General features: G+C 67.1%; 23 protein-coding genes and 1 tRNA gene. 18 read left to right on the forward strand and 6 right to left on the reverse strand.

What is annotated here, in order from left to right; translation table 11 throughout:
- Window positions 1-29 precede the first annotated feature (29 nt).
- Genes SACXIDRAFT_RS13715 through SACXIDRAFT_RS13725 form a run of 3 tightly spaced genes read left to right on the forward strand, consistent with a single transcriptional unit; the run spans window position 30 to window position 1,286 of the window.
- A complete protein-coding gene (locus tag SACXIDRAFT_RS13715) occupies window positions 30-575 on the forward strand; it encodes a carboxymuconolactone decarboxylase family protein (protein WP_006239168.1) in 546 nt (181 codons plus the stop codon).
- Window positions 576-600: 25 nt separating this feature from the next.
- Window positions 601-903, forward strand: coding sequence for an ArsR/SmtB family transcription factor (locus SACXIDRAFT_RS13720; RefSeq protein WP_006239169.1), 303 nt, complete (start codon window positions 601-603; stop codon window positions 901-903).
- Window positions 900-1,286: a VOC family protein gene (locus SACXIDRAFT_RS13725; RefSeq protein WP_006239170.1), complete on the forward strand. Its 387-nt coding sequence runs from the start codon at window positions 900-902 to the stop codon at window positions 1,284-1,286. The genes SACXIDRAFT_RS13720 and SACXIDRAFT_RS13725 overlap by 4 nt, the downstream gene beginning before the upstream one ends.
- Window positions 1,287-1,319: 33 nt before the next feature.
- Here SACXIDRAFT_RS13725 and SACXIDRAFT_RS13730 read toward each other — a convergent pair whose 3' ends face one another.
- Genes SACXIDRAFT_RS13730 through pdhA form a run of 3 tightly spaced genes read right to left on the reverse strand, consistent with a single transcriptional unit; the run spans window position 1,320 to window position 4,780 of the window.
- On the reverse strand, window positions 1,320-2,675 hold the full coding sequence (locus tag SACXIDRAFT_RS13730; protein ID WP_006239171.1) for a dihydrolipoamide acetyltransferase family protein: 1,356 nt from the start codon (window positions 2,673-2,675) through the stop codon (window positions 1,320-1,322).
- Window positions 2,668-3,663: an alpha-ketoacid dehydrogenase subunit beta gene (locus SACXIDRAFT_RS13735; RefSeq protein ID WP_040922654.1), complete on the reverse strand. Its 996-nt coding sequence runs from the start codon at window positions 3,661-3,663 to the stop codon at window positions 2,668-2,670. Before SACXIDRAFT_RS13735 ends, SACXIDRAFT_RS13730 begins: the two co-directional genes overlap by 8 nt.
- Window positions 3,664-3,679: 16 nt before the next feature.
- Window positions 3,680-4,780 carry a pyruvate dehydrogenase (acetyl-transferring) E1 component subunit alpha gene (gene pdhA, locus SACXIDRAFT_RS13740; RefSeq protein WP_006239173.1) on the reverse strand — a complete coding sequence of 367 codons (1,101 nt, stop codon included), beginning with the start codon at window positions 4,778-4,780 and terminating at the stop codon, window positions 3,680-3,682.
- Between the two features lie 162 nt (window positions 4,781-4,942).
- Here pdhA and SACXIDRAFT_RS13745 point away from each other — a divergent pair, with 162 nt between their 5' ends.
- Window positions 4,943-5,428 carry an Lrp/AsnC family transcriptional regulator gene (locus tag SACXIDRAFT_RS13745; protein ID WP_157599669.1) on the forward strand — a complete coding sequence of 162 codons (486 nt, stop codon included), beginning with the start codon at window positions 4,943-4,945 and terminating at the stop codon, window positions 5,426-5,428.
- A gap of 33 nt (window positions 5,429-5,461) precedes the next feature.
- On the opposite strand, the gene SACXIDRAFT_RS21810 is transcribed toward SACXIDRAFT_RS13745, so the two are convergent.
- Entirely contained in the window at window positions 5,462-6,286 is an 825-nt protein-coding gene (locus tag SACXIDRAFT_RS21810) for an IclR family transcriptional regulator (RefSeq protein WP_006239175.1), read from the reverse strand.
- Between the two features lie 237 nt (window positions 6,287-6,523).
- Between SACXIDRAFT_RS21810 and SACXIDRAFT_RS13755 the strand changes: the two genes are divergently transcribed.
- The 6 genes from SACXIDRAFT_RS13755 (at window position 6,524) to SACXIDRAFT_RS13785 (ending at window position 12,792) form a co-directional block, all read left to right on the forward strand.
- Window positions 6,524-7,843: an MFS transporter gene (locus SACXIDRAFT_RS13755; RefSeq protein WP_006239176.1), complete on the forward strand. Its 1,320-nt coding sequence runs from the start codon at window positions 6,524-6,526 to the stop codon at window positions 7,841-7,843.
- A gap of 82 nt (window positions 7,844-7,925) precedes the next feature.
- Entirely contained in the window at window positions 7,926-9,068 is a 1,143-nt protein-coding gene (locus tag SACXIDRAFT_RS13760) for a glycoside hydrolase family protein (RefSeq protein ID WP_040922176.1), read from the forward strand.
- A 614-nt stretch (window positions 9,069-9,682) separates the two neighbouring features.
- Entirely contained in the window at window positions 9,683-10,786 is a 1,104-nt protein-coding gene (locus tag SACXIDRAFT_RS13765; protein WP_157599670.1) for a putative hexosyltransferase, read from the forward strand.
- 135 nt (window positions 10,787-10,921) lie between these two features.
- Window positions 10,922-11,221, forward strand: coding sequence for an ArsR/SmtB family transcription factor (locus SACXIDRAFT_RS13770; protein WP_006239179.1), 300 nt, complete (start codon window positions 10,922-10,924; stop codon window positions 11,219-11,221).
- Window positions 11,222-11,236: 15 nt separating this feature from the next.
- A complete protein-coding gene (locus SACXIDRAFT_RS13775) occupies window positions 11,237-11,770 on the forward strand; it encodes a YbaK/EbsC family protein (protein WP_006239180.1) in 534 nt (177 codons plus the stop codon).
- 503 nt (window positions 11,771-12,273) lie between these two features.
- Window positions 12,274-12,792 (forward strand): hypothetical protein, encoded by a 519-nt coding sequence (locus SACXIDRAFT_RS13785; RefSeq protein ID WP_006239181.1) that lies wholly within the window; start codon window positions 12,274-12,276, stop codon window positions 12,790-12,792.
- A gap of 280 nt (window positions 12,793-13,072) precedes the next feature.
- Here SACXIDRAFT_RS13785 and SACXIDRAFT_RS13795 read toward each other — a convergent pair whose 3' ends face one another.
- Window positions 13,073-13,534: a hypothetical protein gene (locus SACXIDRAFT_RS13795; RefSeq protein ID WP_006239182.1), complete on the reverse strand. Its 462-nt coding sequence runs from the start codon at window positions 13,532-13,534 to the stop codon at window positions 13,073-13,075.
- Window positions 13,535-13,871: 337 nt separating this feature from the next.
- Here SACXIDRAFT_RS13795 and SACXIDRAFT_RS23595 point away from each other — a divergent pair, with 337 nt between their 5' ends.
- Window positions 13,872-14,153, forward strand: a complete 282-nt coding sequence (locus SACXIDRAFT_RS23595) for a site-specific integrase (protein WP_040922180.1) — start codon at window positions 13,872-13,874, stop codon at window positions 14,151-14,153.
- Between the two features lie 355 nt (window positions 14,154-14,508).
- Here the strand turns inward: SACXIDRAFT_RS23595 and SACXIDRAFT_RS13810 are convergent.
- Window positions 14,509-14,581, reverse strand: a tRNA-Arg gene (locus SACXIDRAFT_RS13810).
- Between the two features lie 163 nt (window positions 14,582-14,744).
- Between SACXIDRAFT_RS13810 and SACXIDRAFT_RS13815 the strand changes: the two genes are divergently transcribed.
- The 7 genes from SACXIDRAFT_RS13815 (at window position 14,745) to SACXIDRAFT_RS13845 (ending at window position 22,143) form a co-directional block, all read left to right on the forward strand.
- Window positions 14,745-15,395: a response regulator gene (locus SACXIDRAFT_RS13815; protein WP_006239184.1), complete on the forward strand. Its 651-nt coding sequence runs from the start codon at window positions 14,745-14,747 to the stop codon at window positions 15,393-15,395.
- A gap of 46 nt (window positions 15,396-15,441) precedes the next feature.
- Entirely contained in the window at window positions 15,442-16,131 is a 690-nt protein-coding gene (locus SACXIDRAFT_RS13820) for a response regulator transcription factor (protein WP_006239185.1), read from the forward strand.
- Window positions 16,128-17,522: a sensor histidine kinase gene (locus tag SACXIDRAFT_RS13825; RefSeq protein ID WP_006239186.1), complete on the forward strand. Its 1,395-nt coding sequence runs from the start codon at window positions 16,128-16,130 to the stop codon at window positions 17,520-17,522. Before SACXIDRAFT_RS13820 ends, SACXIDRAFT_RS13825 begins: the two co-directional genes overlap by 4 nt.
- A gap of 100 nt (window positions 17,523-17,622) precedes the next feature.
- Window positions 17,623-18,405, forward strand: a complete 783-nt coding sequence (locus SACXIDRAFT_RS13830) for a DeoR/GlpR family DNA-binding transcription regulator (RefSeq protein ID WP_006239187.1) — start codon at window positions 17,623-17,625, stop codon at window positions 18,403-18,405.
- Window positions 18,402-19,430, forward strand: coding sequence for a galactose-1-phosphate uridylyltransferase (gene galT / locus SACXIDRAFT_RS13835; RefSeq protein WP_006239188.1), 1,029 nt, complete (start codon window positions 18,402-18,404; stop codon window positions 19,428-19,430). The genes SACXIDRAFT_RS13830 and galT overlap by 4 nt, the downstream gene beginning before the upstream one ends.
- 66 nt (window positions 19,431-19,496) lie before the next feature.
- Window positions 19,497-20,828, forward strand: coding sequence for a S1C family serine protease (locus SACXIDRAFT_RS13840; RefSeq protein WP_198284319.1), 1,332 nt, complete (start codon window positions 19,497-19,499; stop codon window positions 20,826-20,828).
- A gap of 724 nt (window positions 20,829-21,552) precedes the next feature.
- Window positions 21,553-22,143 (forward strand): RNA polymerase sigma factor, encoded by a 591-nt coding sequence (locus tag SACXIDRAFT_RS13845; RefSeq protein WP_040922659.1) that lies wholly within the window; start codon window positions 21,553-21,555, stop codon window positions 22,141-22,143.
- Window positions 22,144-22,261 lie beyond the last annotated feature (118 nt).

Raw genomic sequence — 22,261 nt, forward strand, 5'->3', positions numbered from 1 at the left:
GCGCTCGCCGCACCGTGGAGGAACGAATCGTGTTCGTGGACCACACGTTGGAGACCGCTCCGCCCGCGTCCCGCAGGGCGATGACCGGCGTCTCCGAGAAGATGGGCTACCTGCCGGCGCCGGTGCGGCGTCTCGCCGAGTCTCCGCACCTGCTCGACGGGTTCCTCAAGCTCAGCGCCCTGTTCGAGGCCACAACCCTCGATCCGGTGGAGAGGGAGGTGGTGATCTTTGCCGTCGCGACCCGCAACAGCTGTGAGGTCTGCGTCGCCATACACACCGCGAAGCTCGCCGCGCTGGGGGCCGCGCCGTCGCTCGTTGCCGCATTGCGGGAGCAGCGGCCTCTCGACGACGAGCGACTGGAGGCCCTTCGGGTCTTCACTCTTGAGGTCATCGCCACGGCTGGCGCGGTGGACGACGCCGCGCTGCGGGCATTCCTCGAGCACGGCTTCACGACACGCAACGCCCTTGAGGTCGTGCTCGGCATCGGCGCTTACACGACGTCCACGCTCGCCAATCGGCTGACCCGGGCCCCGCTGGACGAGCAGCTCGCCGACTTCGCGTGGCGCGAGAGCTAGACAGGCAAGCATTCACTTGCCTATTGTGGCCGGTGTGAGTGACGTGTTCAAGGCACTTGCCGACGCCACCCGGCGCGCCATCCTCGACGAGTTGCAGGAGCGGAACGGTCAGACGCTGTTCGAGCTGTGCAGCCGGCTCACGACCAAACACGGTCTCGGCTCGTCGAGGCAGGCGATCTCGCAGCACCTCGGTGTGCTGGAGGACGCAGGTCTGATCACCACGCGCAAGCAGGGCCGGTGCAAGTTCCACTGGCTCGACACGTCACCACTGCGAGCCATCGCCGACCGCTGGCCGGTGAGAGACCTCAACGGAAGGACCGAGACATGAGGATCAACGTCACCAGTGTTCTTGTGGACGACCAGGAGAAGGCCCACCGCTTCTACACGGAGGTGCTCGGGTTCACCACGAAGCACGATATCCCGCTCGGCGACGCGCGCTGGCTGACCGTCGTGTCGCCGGAGGACCCCGACGGCACGGAACTGCTCCTGGAGCCGGACGGCCACCCTGCCGCGCGGCCCTACAAGGAGGCGCTTGTGGCCGACGGGATCCCGTTCACCTCGTTCGCGGTGTCCGACGTGCACGCGGAAGCCGAACGCCTCACGGCGCTGGGTGTGCGGTTCACCCAGCAGCCGCTGCGGATGGGCACGGTGACGACCGCGGTCTTCGACGACACCTGCGGCAACCTGATCCAGATCGCGGAGCACGACTGACGCCGAGGCGCCGCCTCGATGCCCTCAAAGGTCTCAGAGGTCTCCCAGCGCGGTGACGGGGGATTCGACGCAGTCGGCGACGAACCGCAGGAAGCCGCCTGCCGTGCCGCCGTCGCAGACCCGGTGGTCGAACGCGAGGGTGAGCTGACACATCGTGCGCGGGACCACCTGGCCGTTGTGCACCCACGGCCGCTCGATGATCCGGCCCATGCCGAGGATCGCCACCTCGGGATGGTTGATGATGGCGGCCGAACCGTCCACACCGAACACCCCGTAGTTGTTCACGGTGAACGTTCCGCCGGTCAGCTCGGCAGGCCCCAGCGTTCCGTCCATCGCCGAGGCGGTGCGCCTGCCGATGGCCTCCGCGAGTTCGCGGGTGGTCAGCCGGTGGGCATCATGCACGACGGGAACGACGAGACCGCGTTCGGTCTGCGCCGCGAATCCGAGGTGCACGGCGTCGAGTACGACGATCTCGTCCTGCTCGACGCGGGAGTTCAGCTCGGGGTAGCGGCGCAGACCGGCGACGGTGAACCGCGCGAGCAGCGAGAGCAGGCTCAACGGCCGTTCGGGGTTGCGCTCGTTGAGCGCCGCGCGGGTGGCGACCAGCTCGGTGGCATCGACATCGACCCAGACCGTGGCCTCCGGGATCTCGCGGCGGGAGGTGCGCAGCTTCTCGGCGACCGCTCTGCGCAGCCCGCGAAGGGGAATCCGGCGCTCACCGTCTCGCGGCTCGGCGGCGAGGCCGCCTTGCCGGTCAACCCGCCGGTCGTCCTTCCGTTCGTCGCGCGATTCGGACGCCCCGGTCCGCGCGGCAAGCACCGCTTCGATGTCGGTGCGGCGGATGATGCCGCCCGGGCCGCTGCCGGCCACCGTGGTGAGGTCGATCCCGTTGTCTCGCGCGATCTTGCGAACCAGCGGGGAGATCACGGCAGGGCGGCGGTTGTGGGACCGAGTGGGACGCTCGGCGCTGTGGCCGCCGCCCTGCGGCGCGGTGTGCTGCGCCACGGCCTGCTCGGAAACGGCCTGCTCCGGCACTGCCTGCTCGGAGCCGACCCTCCGCCGACGCCGCCGTGAGGCGGTCGGGGTGCCGTAGCCGATGAGGACGTTGCCGCTGCCTTCGCTGCCGGTCACCACTCCGGGTTCGCGGAACCCGCCCGCCTGCTCGACGGTGATCAACGGGGTGCCGACGGGCAGCGTCTGGCCGGGTTCGCCATGCCGTGCGGTGACCGTTCCGGCGAACGGCGCGGGCACCTCGACCGCGGCCTTGGCCGTCTCCACCTCCACGACGGGCTGGTCAACGGTGATCTCGTCGCCCACCTCGACCAGCCAGCGCACGATCTCCGCCTCGGTCAGGCCCTCGCCGAGGTCGGGAAGAAGGAAGTCAGCCATCGAGCGCCCCTCCCGCGACGACGACCTCGTCGTCCCATTGCAGGCGATCGATCGCGTCGAGAATCCTGTCCACGCTGGGCAGATGATGCGTTTCGAGCTTCGGAGGAGGATACGGAACGTCGAAACCGGTCACCCGCAACACCGGCGCGTGCAGGTGGTGGAAGCATCGCTCGGTCACCCGCGCCGCGATCTCGGCGCCGTAGCCGCAGAACCCGGACGCCTCGTGCACCACGACGGCCCTTCCGGTCTTCCGCACCGATTCGACGATCGTCTCGTCGTCCACAGGGGACAATGTGCGCAGGTCGATCACCTCGACGCTCCTACCCTCCTCCGCTGCGGCTTCGGCGGCCTCCAGCGCCGTGGCCATCATCGGCCCGTACGCGATCAGCGTGACGTCGTCGCCGTTCCTGCGGACGGCGGCGCGGTCGAACGCCGTTCCCGAGCGCTCGAACGACACCGGTTGCTTGGCCCAGTACCGGCACTTCGGTTCGAGGAACACCACGGGGTCCGGCGACTCGATCGCGTCCCGCAGCAGGTCGTAGGCGTCCTGCGGCGTGCTGGGCGTGACGACCGTCAACCCCGGCGTGTGCGTGTAGTAGACCTCGCTGGAGTCGCAGTGGTGCTCGACCCCGCCGATACCGCCCGCGTAGGGGATGCGGATGACCATCGGCAACTCGACCCGGCCACGCGTGCGGTTGCGCAGCTTGGCCACATGCGAGGTGATCTGCTCGAACGCGGGATAGGCGAACGCGTCGAACTGCATCTCGACCACCGGCCGGAACCCGCCCATCGCCAGCCCAACCGCATGGCCGACGATGCCGGACTCGGCCAGCGGCGTGTCGAAACACCGGTCCTCGCCGAAATCCCTTGTCAGGCCGTCGGTCACGCGGAAAACCCCGCCGAGCGGACCGACATCCTCACCGAAGACGAGCACGGTCTCGTCGTCGGTGAGCGCGTCGCGCAGAGCCGCGTTGAGCGCCTGCGCCATCGTGATCGGCTCCACCTCAGTCCTCCTGCGCGGCGAGTTCGGCCCGCAACGTCTCCCGCTGGCGAGCGAGTTCGCGGGTCGGTCGGGCATACACGTGGTCGAACAGCTCCAACGGGTCCACGTCGGGTTCCTCGTTCATGCGCTGCCGGAAGTCGGCCGCGAACTCCTCGGCTGCCGCCCTGTCGGCTTCCACGTCCGCATCGGACAGAAGCTCGCGCTCGCGGAGGTGTTGTTCGAGACGGGACACCGGGTCGGCCTCACGCCACCGCTCCACCTCGGCCGCATCGCGGTAGCGGGTCGCGTCGTCGGCGTTGGTGTGCGCGTCCATCCGATAGGTGTGCGCCTCGACAAGGAACGGCCCGTTGCCTTGCCTCGCGTGCGCGACGGCCTTGTCGAGCACCGACAACACGGCGACGAGGTCGTTGCCGTCCACCTGCTCGGACGCGATGCCGTAGCCGATGCCCTTGTACGCGAGCGCGGGCGCGGCCGTCTGCTTCTCCAACGGCACCGAGATCGCGAACCGGTTGTTCTGCACGAAGAAGACCACCGGTGCGCGCACCACGGCGGCGAAGTTGAGTGCCTCGTGGAAATCGCCCTCGCTGGTGCCGCCGTCACCGATGAGCGCGAGCACGACCCTGTCCTCCTTGCGACGCCGGAGCGCGTCCGCGAGGCCCACCGCGTGCAGGGTCTGCGTCGCCAGCGGCGTGCACTGCGGCGCGGTGTTGGTGGCGTAGGGGTCGAAGCCGCTGTGCCAGGTGCCCCGCAACAACGCCATGAGCTCGACCGGGTCGAGGCCGCGTGCGACGAGCGCCATCGAATCCCGGTAGGTCGGGAACAGCCAGTCGTCGTCGCGCAGCGCGAGCACCGCGCCGATCTGGCACGCTTCCTGCCCCGCCGCCGACGGGTACACGGCCAGCCGCCCCTGCTTGGTCAGCGCGGTGGCCTGCGTGTCGAACCGCCGTCCCAGCACCATCCGCCGGTACGCCTCACGCAACCTGTCCTCGGCAGGCTCCGCGTAGCCGGCAGGGGGCGGGCCTGCGCTCCCGTCCTCGGCCACGAACCGGACCGGCTTCGCGGACGGCAGCAGACCGGAAGGCGCGCGTCGTCGAGCCGCCATCACCAACCACCTCTCCACGGTCGTCGAACGGCGAGAATGCTGGCCCGTGGCACACTGTGTGTTCAACAGTCATGGGAAATCAGCGACAGACAGTCTCGTGAATCGATCCAAGGCGGCAGAATGTCCAAGTCTTCTTCGCGTCCTGCGAGTCCGGCTGGACGAATGGCGGCCCCGCTCGACGCCACCGACAAGGCCATGTTGGCCGCACTCACCGACGACGCCCGGATCTCCATCCGCGCGCTGGCCGACCGCCTCAACATCTCCCGAGCCAACGCCTACTCGCGGCTCGACCGCCTCACGCGCGACGGCGTGATCACGGGGTTCGGCGCGCGCGTCGATCCGAAACTCGCCGGGCTCGGCACGAGCGCGTACGTGCTGCTCACCGTCGAGCAGATGGCCTGGCGCTCATTGAAGGCCGCACTGCACGAGATGCCCTACATCGAGCACATCGCGCTCGTCGGCGGGGACTTCGACGTGCTGCTTCTGGTCCGCACACCGGACAACGCCACCCTCCGCGACGTCGTGCTCGAACACATTCACGCCATGGACGGCGTGCGGGGCAGCCGGACCTGGCTGATCTTCGAGGAAGGCGACGGCCCCGGCGCGCCGTGGCCACGGCCCGGCGAAGGCCGGAAGGGGAACGGGTAGCGGAGCCGGTGCCGTCGGGAAGTCGCCCCGATCTCAGCCGTCCGCAGCGACCGGCTTCGTACCCGACGAGCTGAGTGTCCGGCTGACGGCAGCCGCGGCTTCTCGCACCGCGTGTGTGCCTTCCTCCAGCGTTGCGCCGACGAACTCGTGTGCGAGCCCGACGATGGCGATCGCGCCGTGGCACTGACCGTCGGGTGTCAGGACCGGTGCGGCTGTCGCGGTCAGCAGTGACTCCACTTTTCCGGCCAGTGTGGCCGTTCCCATCCGTGCCGCCTGTTCGAGCTGCCGCGCGAACTCCTCGCAGGCTTCGCGGCCACCATCTCTCCTGGCCTGATCGAGGTAAGACTGTTGGCGGGCGGGTGGCAGAGCGGCGACCTGGACGACACCACCTGCGGCGCGGTGCGCGGGGACGAGTTCACCGTTGAAGTCATGCACGACCGCGTATCGGCGAGCACGCGCCACGGCGAGCACGCGGCTACCTTCCGCCTCCAAGGTCTGCACATTGGTCATGAGCCCGGTCCGGTCCGCCAGATCCTGGATGGCCGGGCGCGCCAGCTCGGCGAACGACTCGTGCCGCAGCCTCGTGGCGTGTGCGAGCTTCACGAGGGCGGGCCCGAAGAAATAGCGGCCTTTGCCATCGCGGTGTACCCATCCGCCCGCGGCGAGTTCGTTGAGTGTCCTTGACGCGGTCGATGCCAGGAAACCGGTGCGCTCAGCGATGTCCACCAGGCGGAGCGGCTCGTCGGCGTCCGCGAGCGCGGCGCAGATCTGGAGCGCACGACTGACCGGGCTCCGCTCGCGCTGCTTGTCCCCGTTGTGAGTGTTCATGCTCTCCCGCAGCCCCTCGGTGGGCGACACCGCCTCATCGGAACGCGAGTGTATCGCCGGTCAACCTCTTGTCGTCATCGCCTCACTCGCTTAGTATGCAACACGGATTGCGCCCAGCGCAATCAAAGTTGAGGGGATAGCCCCGTGCGTCTCGCCTACAAGGCCGACTCGGCGCGGAGGTGCGGTAGCTCAACATCGGTGTCGCCACACACGGACGAGAAAGCGGCCCGTGCGGTGGACGGCGGAAGCTGAATCAGGAGATCTGTCATGGAACAGGGCAACGAAGCCCGCCATGCGGCAATGCGGCGTAATGTGATCGCATCGCTCGTCGGTAACGCGCTGGAGTGGTACGACTTCTTCATTTACGGACTCGCTGCCGCCCTGGTTTTCAACAAGCTGTTCTTCCCGGGAGCCGATCCGCTGGTCGGAACCCTCCTGGCGTTCGCCTCGTTCGGCGTGGGATTTATCGCTCGGCCGCTCGGCGGGCTGGTGTTCGGCCATTTCGGCGATCGGTTGGGGCGCCGCAACGTCTTGGCTCTGACTCTCATTCTCATGGGGGCAGCGACCTTCCTTATCGGAATACTGCCCACCTACGACACGATCGGTGCGTGGGCGCCGGTGCTGCTGGTCGCCCTCCGGCTGCTGCAAGGCTTTGCCGGAGGTGGCGAATACGGCGGGGCTGTCCTCATCGCCGTCGAACAGGCGCCCCCGCATCGCCGAGGAATTTTCGGCGCATGGCCGATGGCGGGAGTGCCGCTGGGACTCCTTCTGGCGAACGCCGCGTTCCTCGCCGTCGCCAGTTTCGACCAGGTGACGTTCTTGAGTTGGGGCTGGCGAGTGCCCTTCCTGCTGAGCGCACTCCTTGTCATCGTGGGTCTGTTCGTCCGCCTGCGGCTCCACGAGACCAAAGACTTCATGGCCGCGAAAGCTTCGGGTAAACGGTCGAAGCTTCCTGCCCTCGAGGTTATCCGTGCCTATCCGAGGCAGACCTTCGCGGGTATCGGGCTCAGCCTCGGCTACAACACATTCGCCTATATCGTGATTTCTTTCGTGGTGTTTTACGTGACGACCGGCCTTGGTCTGTCCCGTTCCGTCGTGCTCATCGCCACGGTCATCGGGACAACCCTCAAGATCGGGACGACCATAGCCTTCGGGGCACTCAGCGACCGGGTCGGTCGCCGCCCTGTGATCGCGGGCGGCGCGCTGTTCCTCGTCGTCTACTCCGTTCCGCTGTTCAAGCTCCTCGAAACCGGCAACACCACGGTCATCGTCCTTGCGATCGCGCTTGTCTGGGCGGGAGCAGGTGCCTACTGGGCGCCGATGGGGACGTATATCGCCGAAATCGTGGGAACCCACGTTCGCTACAGCGGGCTGTCGATTTCCTACCAGTTGGGAGCTGTGCTCGGCGGTGGGATCTCCCCTACGTTGGCGACCGCGTTGTATTCCCGCTGGGGTATCACTTCCGTTGGGATCTACATGGCGATCGCGGCCGGTATCGGTCTGCTGTGTGTATTTCTTGTCCGCGTGACTGGCGATCAGGCGAAGGATCGCTCGCCGATATCCAGTCCGGTTGCGGTGGAGAACTGACGTCAGCCGATCACGCGATCCTTCTTCGACTGAAGCTCGGCTGTCGAATCAATGAGAGGGAATAATGAAAAAGGAAGCTGCCGTGACGAGTGATTTCCTTCCCGACGGTGCTGAACGGGCCTTCGCTGCACTGCTTGGCCGAGTACGTACGACACGTGAGGCGGTCGGCGAGAAATGGCCGTACTTTGCCGAACCCGACACCGGGGAATGGACCACCACGGATGACGGTGACTGGTGCGACGGCCACTGGATCGAGATGTTGAGAATCACTGGAGAGGTGACGGGGGACGAATCACTTGTTCGGGAGGCGCTCGCGCGAACGGAGCGTTCGCGGTGGAAGCTGGAGAAAGACGATCAATTTCGCGGGCACCGGTTCTACTACTCAGCCGCACGGCTGTACGAATACACGGGCGACCAGAGTATGCGTACGCTCGCGCTTGCTGCCGCGTACGCGATGCGTAGCATGGCAATGCCGGTCAACGGGGCAATGCCGATCGGCACCCAAGTTCAGGTCAGGAACGTAACGATCGCCAGCCGCAGCATTGTCGCAGTGGACAATCTGCACCCGAATTGCCGACTCGACTGGTGGGCCTGGCGAGAGACCGGTGACGAGATTTTCAGGGTGGGCCCCCGGCGCATGGCCGAAGTCTTGGAGAAGTACTACCTGCGTGAAGACGGATCGACCAAGGACTTCATCGAGTTCGACCCGGTAACGGGCGCTGTTCTGCGAGAGTTCACCCTGTTCGGGACCGTCGAGAACTCATGCTGGAGTCGTGGACAGGCATGGGTGATCGCAGGCGCTCTGCTGGGCTACGAGACCTTCCGTGATCGCTACTACCTCGACCTCGCCACGACCGCCTTCGACTACTGGTGGCGGCAGTGCGGTGCCGAGCCACCTCCCTACGATTTCGCGGACCCTGCCGAGGGCATCCCGGTTGACACCTCGGCTGCGGCGATCGTCACCGCGGCACTGGCACGTCTGGCGACCAGTCCCGACGGACCTGGACAGGCGGCACCCCTGCTCGCTCGCCTCAAGCCGATGCTCGAGGCGCTGATCGCCCGCACGACACCGACGTCCGCTGACGACTCGCGCCCGCAGGGCATGCTGCTTGACGGCTGCTTCAACATGCCGCGCAAGGTTGGTGACCGTCACGAAACGCTGTGGGGTGATCTGTACTTGCTCGACACGCTCTACACCTTGCGCCGAGGAAGTCCGTTCGCGTGAAGCCGGCTCGAACCGGCGCTGCTACTCGGCTCGCTCGGACTCGGACGCACCGCGAAGCCGCAGCGCCGGTTCGGCCCTTGGCCGCGCTGTCTCCGGCACGGTGTACTTTTTCGCCCACCGCTGACCGTCACACCGCGATCACGCCATGCCGGGGCCTGACACAGCCAGGGCAAGGCACGGAAATGGGTGGCCTCGGATTTTCCCGGCGGGCCCGCGAAGGGCAGGACGACCCGCGTGAGGTGTTGTCGCGGGCCGACTCGTAAGGTGATCTTTGCCCTCCGGGCGGGATTCGAACCTGCGGCACCCACTTTCAAGGTTTTTCTCGGCGTGCGACCGAGGAGCCTTGGTCGTCGGGAAAGCACGTCCGCGGCTCACGGCGGTTCCTGGCGGGCTCGGGACAACGGTGCGACGAGTCGGACAGTCGCAGCTGCCCCGATCGACCGACGAAGCGTTCGCCTGTGGAGGTCTTCCCGACCATGGTGGCCACGTCCCCAGCCACCCACCGCCCGCCGCCCGGCCCATGCCGCGGTGGTCGGTCGCCCGTCATCCACGGCCGTTCTCCCGAGCCGCAGACCGGCAATCTTCGCGGTGACGATCCGGTACGGGATCGGCGCGTGCCGATGTGGGTGCTCGGCATCGGCGCCTACCTCCTTGCGCGTCTGATCGGCGTCGGCGTGCTCGCGCTGATGGCGGCCGTGGCGGACGAGCCGTTTCTCGACCAGTTCGCCCCGTGGGACGGGCAGTGGTATATCGACATCGCCGAACGTGGCTATTTCGAGCTTGGAAAGACCACCCTCGACGCAGACGAACGCCTGTACTCGGCGGCTCCGTTCGCGTTCTTCCCCGCACTGCCCTCCGCGATGTCGGTCGTGGCGGTGTTCGGCGTCCCCCTTCCGGTTGCCGGGGTCATCGTCACGACCGTGGCCGGTCTGCTCGCCGTACCGGCGATCATGCGGATCGCCGAGCACATCGACCCGAGGCCGTGCGTAGGCCTCGTCCTTGTCGTGCTCACCTCGGCCGCGCCCATGTCGATCACTCTGTCCATGGTCTACACCGAAGCGCTGTTCATGGCGGCGGCCGCCTGGGCGCTCGTCGGTGTCCTCGAACGGCGCTGGTGGCTCGCCGGTGCCTGCACCCTGCTCGCGGGTCTGAGCCGCTCGACGGCCGTTGTGCTCATCGCGGTGGTGGTGGCCGCAGCGGTGTGGGCGATGTGGCGTGAGCGGGAGGGATGGCGTCCGCTCGCGGCGGTGGCGCTCGCGCCGCTCGGGCTGCTCGGCTGGTGGGCGACGGTGGTCGTCGCGACGGGCGACACGTGGCAGGCGATCGAACTGCGTGGCTGGAACACGGAGTGGGATTTCGGCGCCGAGGCGGTCGAGTGGATCACGGCCACGCTGACGAGCGAGATGCGCGCGTGGGAAACCATCGGCGCGATGATCATGGTCGCCACGGTGGTGCTCGCGGTGCTGCTGGTGCGGCGCGTGCCGTGGCCGCTGGTCGCTTACGGCGCCGGTGTTGTCGCACTCACCCTCGGAAGCAGCGGCCTGCCGTTCGCCAAGCCGCGATTCGTGTTCGTCGGCCTTTTCGTGTTGCTGCTGCCCGTGGCGATCGGGCTGGTCAACCGGCGCGCGAGCACACTCGTCGCGGTCCTCGCCGGTTACGTGCTCATCGGCACATGGTTGAGTGCCTACTCACTGACCGTGTGGCCGCACGCGATCTGACCGCGACGCTCAGCAGTAGGCCGAGAGCGGTGAGCCGAGCGTCGTCGGCTCGGCGGCCCGCTCGACCTGAGCATTCGCACGAGAATCGCCACACCTCTTGACAGTGACTTAGGCAATTAGCAAACTCCCTTATTCGTGGAGGTCGAGGTCCTCAAAGCGCTGGCAAACCAGCGACGGCTACAGATCCTGGAGTGGCTGCGCGACCCGGTCGCGCACTTCCCGCCGCAGGTGGACGGGGACCTGGAGACCGACGGGGTGTGCGGGGTCCTGATCGCCCAGAAGCTGAAGGTCAGCCAGCCGACCGCGGGCGAGCACCTGAAGGTGCTGGCGGCGGCGGGACTGATCGAGGGGAAGCGGATCAAGCAATGGGTGTTCTACCGGCGCGACGAGGACCGGATCCGCGAAGTCAAGCAAGCTTTTTCACAAGACTGGTGATGGAACGTGGCTGATGTGAGCACATATGAACGTCTGATCGGGTTGCTGAACGAGCACGGCGCCTCGTATCGGTTGATCGACCATGAGCCTGAAGGCCGGACGGAACCGGTCAGCCGACTGCGCGGACACCCAGTGCGGCAGGCAGCCAAGTGTGTCGTCGTACTGGTCAAAGTGGACAGGAAGACGCGGAAATACGTGCTCGCCGTCGTGCCGGGCCACACGCGTGTGGACCTCGGTGTGGTGAAGGCGCTCTACAACGCCCGTTACGCCGGGTTCGCCGACAACGAGGCGGCCGAGCGGCTCTCCGGCAGCGTCAGCGGCACGATCCTGCCGGTGACCTTCACCGAAGAACTCGATCTCGTCGTGGACCCGTTGCTGCTGGACCACGACGAGATTTTCTTCAACGCCGCACGCCTCGACCGCTCCGTGGCGTTGGCGACCGAGGACTACCGCCGCATCGCGAAGCCCAGAATTCACGCGATCGCCCAGCTTCCGGCCGACCCGGCCCACAGTGAGAGCAGGCGGGAACTGGAGCCCGACCACGTCTGAGAGCCCCGACACCGTGGTCTGTTCGGCTCGCGACGCTCAGGCGGCGCCTCGCTGCGGTGGAGAAACGTCCACGTACTTCGAGTACGCGGACGCCCCTGCACCTTGCGATCCTGGGCGCTCGTCGGGCACGCCGACAGGCCCACGCGACGAGGCCAGGCGGTAGCTCTCACGGACGCGCCTGGCGAAGGCGCATGAACCTGTGGATGCCCGACTGGCGGCAGCGCCAAGCCGAGCTCGCCGAAGTTGGCCGTCACTGCTGGCTCGGGGACCACAACGAGCGCGCCGAGTTAGTACTTCAGCCAGAGTTCGTGATCATGGTTGGTCAGGGGGCCGTGGGAGACGGATGCGGCCCCCAGGTGATCACGAACGGTTTGTGAGGACTGTCCAAGATCCTGTGGTGGCCGGACATCCGCCACCTTCGTCGTGCAGCACATGGGCACCGCCGACGCGATCCTGGTCGTGGCCGAGATCGATGACGCGAAAAGGGCATCCACACCGTCGGTGTGCAGCGGCAGTACACCGGGACCGCGGGCCAGGGAACCACGCGACCGCCGACGGCGCTGCAACAGCTCTGGGACCTGGACTTCGGCCGTCAGATCCACCTGTCCGACGAGCAGGCGGAACGGGTGCGGGCGGTGCACCGGATCCGCGACCACGAGGAGAAGGAAGCGGCCCGGCAGGCGCTGAAGGAGCGGTACGGCGTCGAGTCGCTGAGCCTGGGCTTGAGCGACGGGTCTTACTACCTCACCGGCCCGCGTGACGGCCGGGCGTTCTACGAGCGAGCGTGCGAGATCATCACCGACTACCGGGTCGGCGAGGTCCGGAACTGGCCGCCGCCCTGGGAATTCGGCGACAACGACGACTACGACGAGGACGAGTACGCGGACAAGCTCGAACAGATGACCCTGGACGAGTACCCCTACGCCGAGTTTACGTTGACGGTGAAGGATCCCCGCCACGTCGAGCACCTGGGTGGTGGCATCCACGTCGGCGCCGCCATCCACGGGGAGTTCGGCTGGTAGAACGCGGAGATGTCGTCGGCCAAGATCACGAACTCCGACTGGAGTACTTGCCGACCGCTACCTGACGGCCAGCCCAGTCGCCGATGTCCACACGCCCGGAATGATGGACCTCAAACCACGTTCTGTCGTCCCGTGCGAAACGACGTCACGCGCGAGGGGCTCCCTGATGAGCGACCCGAGGAAGTCCTTCAGCTTCGGGTCAGCCGGGCCGAGGCCGAGGGGATCAAGAAGGAACCGGAAGCCGCCCGACCAGCCACCCCGGACGGCCAAGCGACGGCTGCTAGACCCGCGTCAGGGTAAGTGGTGCCGCCGACGGAACCTCGATCGTGTCGCAGGCATCCTCAAGATCCGCGTACTCGGGGTGGTCGGCGGGTATGACGGCCAGCATGGTGTGCGGCCGGGGAAGCCGGCCGATATCGCGCGGCGGGTCGCAGTGGTACACGTCGATAACCTGCATGACGCGCTCAGGGATGCCGACGTGGCATTCCTGTCCGGGTGAGAGGTGCCATGGTTCAGGGTCGGTGCGGAAGAGCGAGGCGATCCAGTCAATCGAACTCGCGTTACGAGAGAAGGCGCGCTGGCCGTTCCACGCGAACTTCGATGCCGGATCCACCCGACCCCAGGGCCATTCCACAAACACGTGGAAGTTGGTGACCTCGGCTACCCGTGCAGGCACCATCGGGCAGCGCACCTGCACGAGCTCACCGACGCGGAAGTCGTCCAGGCCGCCACATTCAGCCACAGCAGTCTCCTCAGCTCCGCACGAATTGACGTTGGATCGTAGCGCGAGGTCGGTGGAGCGGCGGGAGGTGACTTGGGGCGGGAGAGCGGAGCCCGTCAGCCGGCCGCCACTCGGGCAGCTCCTGGCGTGCCCGCTAAAGCCCGAAGTCCCCCGAAATGAACCTGCGACCGCTTCCCTTATTCATTCGCCGAGCTGGTGACCAGTGAGCTTGGCCTGTCCACTCGCTGCCATGTCTGGGCGAAGGTTTACCGGGTGTTCTCGTTAATGCTGGCCTGGGCCGTCCGGGGACGCGCGCCTGGCACGGAATCCGGCTGAGGGGGTTCGGCTGCCTCGTCCGGTGCTGCCGGATCATCGCTACCTCGATCACTCTCAGGTCGCCGCGTTGGCCGAGCGCTGTGTGGACTACGGCTTGGTGATGCTGTTTCTCGCCTATACCTGCCTGCGGTGGGGCGGGCTTGCGGTGCTCAAGGTCGGCCGGCTGGATTTGCGGCGTCGGCGGGTGCTCGTCACCGAGTCCGTCACCGAGGTGAACGGTCAACTGGTGTGGGGCGCGCCGAAGACCCACGAGCGGCGTTCGGTGCCGCTGCCGCGCTTCCTCGCCGAACAACTCCGGCCGTGAATCGCAGGCCGATCTTCGGAGGCGCTGGTGCTCCCCTCGCCACGGGGCGGGGTACTGCGGGTGCGCAACTTCCGGCGGCGTGTGTTCGATGTAGCGGTCCGTGCGGTCCGTGCGGTCGGGCCTGAGGGTTTCCACCCGCATGAGCTGCGGCACACCGCGGCGTTGCTGGCGATCGCGTCTGGGCTGATGTGAGGACCGTGCAGCAGATGCTGGGGCACAAGACCGCGTTGGTGACGCTCGATCTCCACGGGGCACTCCTTCCCGGACCGCCTGGACGAGATCGCCGACCGGATGGACCGGGCCGTATGTGCCCCAATAATGATCTTGCTGAGGGCGAAAACGCCTCTGACCTGGGCGCCCCCGGCAGGATTCGAACCTGCGACACCCGCTTTAGGAGAGCGGTGCTCTATCCCCTGAGCTACGAGGGCTGGCTAATCGTCAACTCTGCCTACACCTTAGCGCGTGCTCTTTCCCGCGTGTGATCGGGACCTTGACGGAATGCCGACGGCTCACTGTAATACCTCCACTACCTATCAGTAACCTGCTCGTGACTGGGCGCGCGACGCGCTCCGTCGGCCGCCGGAGGCGCTGTTGATCAAGGTGATGTTCGCCGACGACGAGGAGCTGGTCCGGTCGGGATTGCGCGCGATGGTGGCTCCTGCCGCGGATATCGAGGTCGCGGGCGAGGCTGCCGACGGCAGGACCGCGGTCGAGGCTGTGCGCCGCTTCCATCCGGATGTCGCCCTCCTCGACATTCGTATGCGCACCCCGGACGACGGCATCCGCGCCCTGCGCGCGATCCAGACACTGCCGAACCCGCCCGTGGTGGCCATGCTGACCACCTTCGACATCGACGAGTATGTGAGCCTCGCGTTGAGGTTCGGGGCGAACGGCTTCCTGCTGAAGGACATCGAGCCCGCCGTCCTCGTACGGGCCATCCGGGATCTGGCGCGAGGTGGCGCCGTGCTCGACCCGAGCGTGGCCGCTCGCATGGTCAACGCTCATCGCGACGGCCAGCGCGCTTCGGCGCCGGCCAGGGAGCTGATCGCGTCGTTGTCGGAGCGAGAGCGGGAAGTGGTGACACTCATCGGGCAAGGGCTGTCCAACGCCGAGATCGGAGCGCGGCTTCACCTGTCCGAAGCCACGGTGAAGGGATACGTGTCCGCCGTGCTGTCCAAGATCGGGGCGGCCAACCGGGTGCAGGCCGCGTTGCTGGCCTATCGCGGCGGCCTCGTGGACTGACCGGTTCGTTAAGGACCTTCTCAGCCATCAGGGCCAGACTGGACCCATGCGCATTCTCGTTGTGGACGATGACCGGGCCGTCCGGGAGTCGCTGCGGCGCTCGCTGGAGTTCAACGGCTACCAGGTCGAGCTGGCCGCCGACGGCGGCCAGGCGCTGGAGAAGGTTGCCACCGAGCGTCCCGACGCCATGGTGCTCGACGTCATGATGCCGCGCCTCGACGGCCTCGAGGTGGCGCGACGGCTGCGTGGGATCGGGGACGACCTTCCGATTCTGGTGCTGACCGCTCGCGACGCGGTGTCGGATCGCGTTGCCGGGCTCGACGCGGGCGCCGACGACTACCTGCCGAAGCCGTTCGCTCTCGAGGAGCTGCTCGCGCGCCTGCGTGCCCTGCTGCGGAGAGCGGGGCAGGACGGCGGGGACGGCCAGAGCGAGGTGCTCACTTTCGCCGACCTGACGTTGAATCCCAACACGAGGGAAGTGACGCGTGGTGAGCGGCAGATCAGCCTCACGCGCACCGAGTTCGCGCTCCTCGAACTGTTCATGGCGCACCCGAAGCACGTGCTCACTCGTACCCGCATCCTCGAGGATGTGTGGGGTTACGACTTCCCCACCTCCGGCAACGCGCTCGAGGTCTACGTCGGATACCTGAGGCGCAAGACGGAGGCGGACGGCGAGCCCAGGCTGATCCACACAGTGAGGGGGGTCGGCTACGTGCTGCGGGAGACTCCGCCGTGACGACCTCCCCGCCGAGCGTTGAGCCGCGGGCCGCGCGCAGGCGGTTCTCCCTGAGGGCGCGCGTCTCGCTCCTCGCGGCTGTCTGCGTCGGCTGCACCGTGGCGCTGGTGTCTCTCGGCGCCTACGTCACCGTTCACCGCAATCTGTACGCGGAGTTCGACGAGAACCTCATCAACCGTGCTCAGGCGGCCGTGGAGAGCCCGTCGGTGCAGACGCGTCTGCAATCCGTGCCGGGTGCTTTCCTGGTGAGTAGCGACATCCACATCGGTCTGCTCACCGCGCGAGGGGAACTCGTGTACCCGCGCGCGGGCACACCACCCCCGTGGGGCCGCAGCGAACTCGCCGTCGCCACCGGTTCCTCCGAGTCCTCTCTGCGCACCGACGACGCCACCGATATGCGGGTCGTCGCACTCCCCGCAGGCAACGGCGTGGCGATGGTGCTCGCGCAATCCCTCGCACCCACGAAACGAACGCTGGGGGAACTGGCGCTGGTGCTCTTGTTCTTTGGCGGAGCGGGAATCCTCGTGGCCGCGGCAGCCGGCACGGCTGTCGCCCGTGCGGGCCTGAGACCCGTGGAGCGACTGACGTCGGCGACCGAGCGGGTGGCCCGCACGATGGACCTGCGCCCCATACCTGTCAGCGGGGACGACGAACTCGCCCGCCTCACCCAGAGTTTCAACACGATGCTGGGTGCGGTGGCGGAATCCCAGGACCGGCAGCGTCGCCTCGTCGCCGACGCAGGGCACGAACTGAGGACACCGCTGACATCGTTGCGAACGAACCTGGAACTTCTGCTGGCCGCCAGTCGAGAGGGTGCTCCGTCCCTGTCCGAACGCGACCGCATGGACATCGAGGCCGACATCCGGGGGCAGTTGGACGAGGTCACCCAGCTCATCGGCGACCTCACCGAGCTTTCCCGTGAAGACAGTGCCACGGACAACACGGAGCGGGTGGACCTGGTCGAGGTGGTCGAACGTGCGCTCGACCGCGCTCGCAGGCGAGCGGGCAGCATCGACTTCGAGACCGACCTCCAGCCGTGGGTGCTCACGGGCGACTCGCACGGCCTCGAACGTGCGGTGTTGAACCTGCTGGACAACGCCGTGAAGTTCTCCCCGCAGGGCTCGGTCGTTCACGTGGCACTTCGCCCGCTGGGAGACGGCACCGCGGTGGTGGAGGTGTCCGATTCCGGGCCTGGCATTGCGCCTGAGGACCTGCCTCGGGTGTTCGACCGCTTCTACCGTTCTTCGGAGGCGCGGACCCTGCCGGGGTCGGGGCTCGGGCTGGCGATCGTGAAGCAGGCCGCCGAGCGGCACGGCGGTATTGCCTACGCCAACAACAAACCCGAGGGTGGCGCTCTCATGGCCATCCGGCTCCCCGGAATCCCCGGTTGACGTCAAGTCGGTCACCCCACGTATGAGTGATGACGACCGAGAGTGTGCTTATTGGCGTACGATTTTGTGTTGGAGGCGTGGTCGCGGGACGGAGTCAACAGTGCTGGCGCGACAACGACAGGCGGTCATTCTGGAGGAGACCCGACGTGCTGGGGCCGTTCGGGTAAGTGACCTTGTGAGCAGGCTGGGTGTCTCCGACATGACGATCCGGCGAGATCTCGACGTGCTGGCAGGCAGGGGCCTTGTCGAGAAGGTGTACGGCGGAGCTACCACGGTGACGCGCCCGGAAGGGGCTGAGCCGGACACCTGCCTGGAAACCCGTGCGCGGCACGAAGCCATCGCCCGCGAGGCGGCACGCAGGGTCAGACCGGGCCACGCCATCGGACTGTCGTCGAGTGCTGTGACGAACGTTCTTGCCCGAATGCTTGATCCGGTGCCGAAACTGACGGTGGTGACGAATTCGCTGGCGGTGGCCGACATCGCCGCGGCGTCCGCGCAGCCCGACCGTGTGGTGATCCTCACCGGTGGCGTGCGTGGCGGGACGGATGTTCTCGTCGGCCCGCTGGCCGTGCAGAGCCTGCGTGGTCTGCATCTCGATCTGGTTTTCCTCGGTGTGCACGGTATCTGCGACCGAGCCGGTTTCACGGTCCCCAACCTCACCGAGAGCGACGCCGACCGCGCTCTTGTCGAGGCAGGCCGGAGCCTTGTGGTTCTCGCCGACCACACCCGCTGGGCCACGGCAGGTATTTCGACGGTGGCCGCTCTGTCCGAGGCGGACGTGCTGATCAGCGACGAGGGGCTGCCCCAGAACGCCCGAGAGGTCCTGTCGGCGCACGTCGGAGAACTCGTCACCGTGCCTGTGCGTCGAGACGGCCATCGGTGAACAAGAGCGTGCGGTGCCTCGCCGACGGTCGCCGGATCACGTACTACGACGACGGAGGGCGGCCACGCCCTCGGACGGCGATGGACACCCGTGACCTCCCGGAGGCCGCCGCGGTCTCCGAGATTCGCTGTGATCCGCTGACCGGCGAGCGGGTCGTCATCGCTGCTCATCGCCAGAGCCGTACGTACAAACCCACTGCCGAACTGTGCCCTCTGTGCCCCAGCACTCCGGGAAGGCCGACCGAGGTGCCTGAGGCGGAGTACGACGTGGTGGTCTTCGACAATCGGTTTCCCGCGTTCTCTGGCGCGATCGGGCACACCGACGTCGTGTGTTTCACGAGCGACCACCACAGTTCCTTCTCCCAACTCGATCCGAGGCGGGTTCACACCGTGCTGGAGGCGCTCGCCGACCGTACGGCGGAGTTGTCGGCTCGGGAGGGCGTGGAGGTCGTGTTTCCCTTCGAGAACCGGGGTGAAGAGATCGGGGTGACGCTCCACCACCCGCACGGCCAGATCTATGCCTATCCGTTCGTGCCACCCCGGACGGCGCGCTTCCTCGACGAGGTCCGCGTTTACCGTGACAAACACAGCCGCCACCTGCTCGCCGACGTTCTCGCCATGGAGCTGGCCGACCGGCGGCGCGTCGTCGTGGAGGGACGACACTGGACGGCTTTCGTTCCGCCTGCGGCGAAGTGGCCGGTTCACGTTCTGGTCGTTCCGCATCGTCAGATTGCAGACCTCACCGAATTGAGCACGGCGCAACGCGAGGACTTCGCGGAGGTCTATCTGTCGGTGTTGCGCCGTTGTGACGCACTGTTCCATCGGCCACTCCCGTACGTCGCGGGGTGGCACCAGGCACCCGTCCATCGCGACCGTGACCTGGCCTGGCTGCATCTGGAACTGTTCTCGATCCGAAGGGCCGAGGACAAGCTGAAATACCTGGCCGGCTCGGAGTCCGCGATGGCCGTGTGGATCAATGACACCACGCCCGAGCGGATCGCCGAGCGGCTGCGTGCCTCGCTCTGAACGACTCGTACCGCCCGCACAGCCGAAGTTCAGCCGTCTCTCAGGACTTGGTCCCATTATGGAGACATGACCGAGAACGATCCCTCCGCACAGGACAGGCCGACTCCGGCATCGGGCACGCCGGACCAGCCGGACTCGGTAGATAAGCACGCCGCGACGGGACAGGGACCTGGCGGTGGGCCCACCGCAGCTGACCGCACGACGGACGAGTTCCGCTACCCACCACACCCATCTTCGGCAGGGTATGCGCACGGCGATTACGCATCGTCGCCCTACCGGCAGCATGGCTACGGACCGTATCCGCAGGCCGGGGTTCAGCAGGCACCGCATGGTCGCCAACGCATGCCGGGCAAGTTGGTGGCGGCTGTCACCCTGCTCGCCCTGCTCGTTGGCGGTGGAGCGGGCGCGGCAGGTGGCTACCTCGCCGCCGACCTGACCACGGGATCGTCCGCTACCAACGCTCTCGACCAGCCGCCTCCGGCGAGATACACCGCCAGCGCGCCCGAGGGCAGCGTCGAGGCCGTTGCTGCGAAGCTCAAACCGAGCGTGGTCCAGCTGCAAGTGCAGGGACGGGGCTCCGCGAACGAGGGCTCGGGCTTTGTCCTCAGCGAGGACGGATACATCCTCACGAACAACCACGTGGTCGAAGCCGCTTCTCAAGGTGGGCGCATCACCGTGGTCTTCCACAACGGCGACGAGGCCGAAGCCGAGATCGTGGGCCGTGACCCCACGACCGACATCGCCGTCGTGCGGGCGGAGGGCGTGTCCGGCCTCACCACGGTGGAACTGGGACGATCGGATGATCTGAGGGTCGGCCAGTCGGTGGTGGCGATCGGGTCGCCCTACGAACTCGCGGGCACCGTGACCGCCGGCATCGTCAGTTCCCTGAATCGTCCGGTGACCGCAGGAGGACAGGGCGACCAGACCACGGTCATGGACGCCATCCAGACCGACGCCGCCATCAACCCCGGCAATTCGGGCGGCCCTCTCGCGAACATGCAGGGCCAGGTCATCGGCATCAACTCCGCCATCTACAGCCCGTCGCAGAGCGGCAACGTCGGCATCGGTTTCGCGATCCCGATCGACCAGGCACGCAGGACGGCGGATGAGATCATCGAGAACGGGCACGCGACTCAGACCTACATCGGCGCCACTGTCGGCGACGCCCCGAACGGTGGCGCGCGCATCGGCGACGTGCAATCGGGAAGTCCGGCTGACAAGGCCGGGATCGAGCCGAACGACGTGATCGTGAAGATGGGTGATCGGCGTATCGATGACGCGAATACCTTGGTCGCCGCGATCAGGACGAGGGCGCCGGGGGAGAAAGTGACCTTCACGCTCGCCGACGGCAGTGACGTCGCGGTTACGCTCGGTGGGCAGCCGGTGACTGTCAACTAGGTGCACTGTCTCAGGACATTGTGGACTGTGCCGTACGTGATTCGGACGACCTCGGAACAGCGCGGCCCTCGGTGATCGGTGTGGACCATCACGATCCGCACCGATCACCTGGGTGTCCTCCCGCCACGCGGTCATTCCCCGGTAACCCCGGCCGTCAGGCTGTGTTCCGCCCGCTGTGGTGTGGCTGCCGCGGCCGGGGGCCAGCACAGCGGAGGAGTTGACAGCAGAGCCGCCCACGACCCGGCGGAACGTCACGCGATGCCCCGCCCAGCCGTGAGGCAGCACCGCCCACAGCAAGGAGCACGCCCTGCCCGATGGGGTTGGGTGGAGCCGTGAAAAGCGGCCCGGAGAACGTCGGCGTCCGGTCAGGGCCCTGCGGCTGGGTGGTCCCTCACCGGGGGTGGTGGCCTCGACGTACAGGGGACCTGGTTCGCGACGCGGCATGGCGTCCGTGTTGCGGTAAAACGTGGGCAATACTTCACCACAGCGAGGTGCTGACTCCCCGTGGCTTGCCGAACACACCACTGTGTCAGGGACTTCCGGGCGCTGGGTTCTGTGGCAATGAGCGGACGTGAACGCGCGGCAGGGCCATCCTCTGCGCTGGCCGAACATCGGCAGGCCGGAAGTCACGCCGAGAGTTGGGGTATCGAGTGCAACAACACCAGGTGCGCCGGCGACTTCGGGTGTGAACATCATTGCGAAACGCGTGACGGAGGGCAGGGGCTTGACTGCCGTGCCGGACAGCGGTGTGGAAAGTGCCCCCGAGCCCGTTCCGAGACCAGACGGAGAACTGTGGCGCCGCGCGTCGCGCGGTGACGAGGCTGCCTTCACCGAACTGTTCCACCGGCATGCCGAGGCTGTGTGGAACCACGCGTACCGGCTGAGCGGTTCGTGGGCGACCGCAGAGGATGTGACCTCGTCTACTTTCGTCACAGCGTGGAGCAAGTGTGCGGCTGTCACGTTGGCCAACGACAGCGCCAGGCCATGGCTGTTCGCCGTCGCCGCCAACATCGCGCGCACCCACGGTCGAGGGGAGCGACGACTTCTGCGGCTACGTAGGTCGCAGCGCCTGGAGGCAGCCCACGACCACGCCGACGACGTCACCGACAGGATGGCGAACGAGAGCCGCTTGAAGCGTGTCGTCACAGCCATCGGTGGTCTGCCGAAGGCCCAGCGGAAGGCGGCTGAGCTTTGCCTGCTCGGCGATCTGTCGTTCGCCGAGGCCGCTGCGGTGCTTGGGGTCGCCGAAGCCACCGTCCGATCACAAATTTCACGGGCTCGCGCCCGGCTTCGCGCTGTCCTGGAGGAATCATGAGCAACGAATTCCACCTGCCCGAAGATCGTTCTCTCCCACCACACGTCCGCGATCGGATGTTGTCCTCGGTAAGGCGGGAAATGCAGGAACCTCGTACCCGGTCGATGCGCGCCCCTCT

Source organism: Saccharomonospora xinjiangensis XJ-54, from assembly GCF_000258175.1.
GTDB classification, from domain to species: Bacteria; Actinomycetota; Actinomycetes; order Mycobacteriales; family Pseudonocardiaceae; genus Saccharomonospora; species Saccharomonospora xinjiangensis.

Coding starts and splice junctions, on each gene's coding strand:
- SACXIDRAFT_RS13725 (WP_006239170.1), top strand. CDS start 900: ATGAGGATCAACGTCACCAGTGTTCTTGTGGACGACCAGGAGAAGGCC.
- SACXIDRAFT_RS13730 (WP_006239171.1), bottom strand. CDS start 2,675: ATGGCTGACTTCCTTCTTCCCGACCTCGGCGAGGGCCTGACCGAGGCG.
- SACXIDRAFT_RS13735 (WP_040922654.1), bottom strand. CDS start 3,663: ATGGCGCAGGCGCTCAACGCGGCTCTGCGCGACGCGCTCACCGACGAC.
- pdhA (WP_006239173.1), bottom strand. CDS start 4,780: ATGGCGGCTCGACGACGCGCGCCTTCCGGTCTGCTGCCGTCCGCGAAG.
- SACXIDRAFT_RS13745 (WP_157599669.1), top strand. CDS start 4,943: ATGGCGGCCCCGCTCGACGCCACCGACAAGGCCATGTTGGCCGCACTC.
- SACXIDRAFT_RS13755 (WP_006239176.1), top strand. CDS start 6,524: ATGGAACAGGGCAACGAAGCCCGCCATGCGGCAATGCGGCGTAATGTG.
- SACXIDRAFT_RS13820 (WP_006239185.1), top strand. CDS start 15,442: ATGCGCATTCTCGTTGTGGACGATGACCGGGCCGTCCGGGAGTCGCTG.
- SACXIDRAFT_RS13840 (WP_198284319.1), top strand. CDS start 19,497: ATGACCGAGAACGATCCCTCCGCACAGGACAGGCCGACTCCGGCATCG.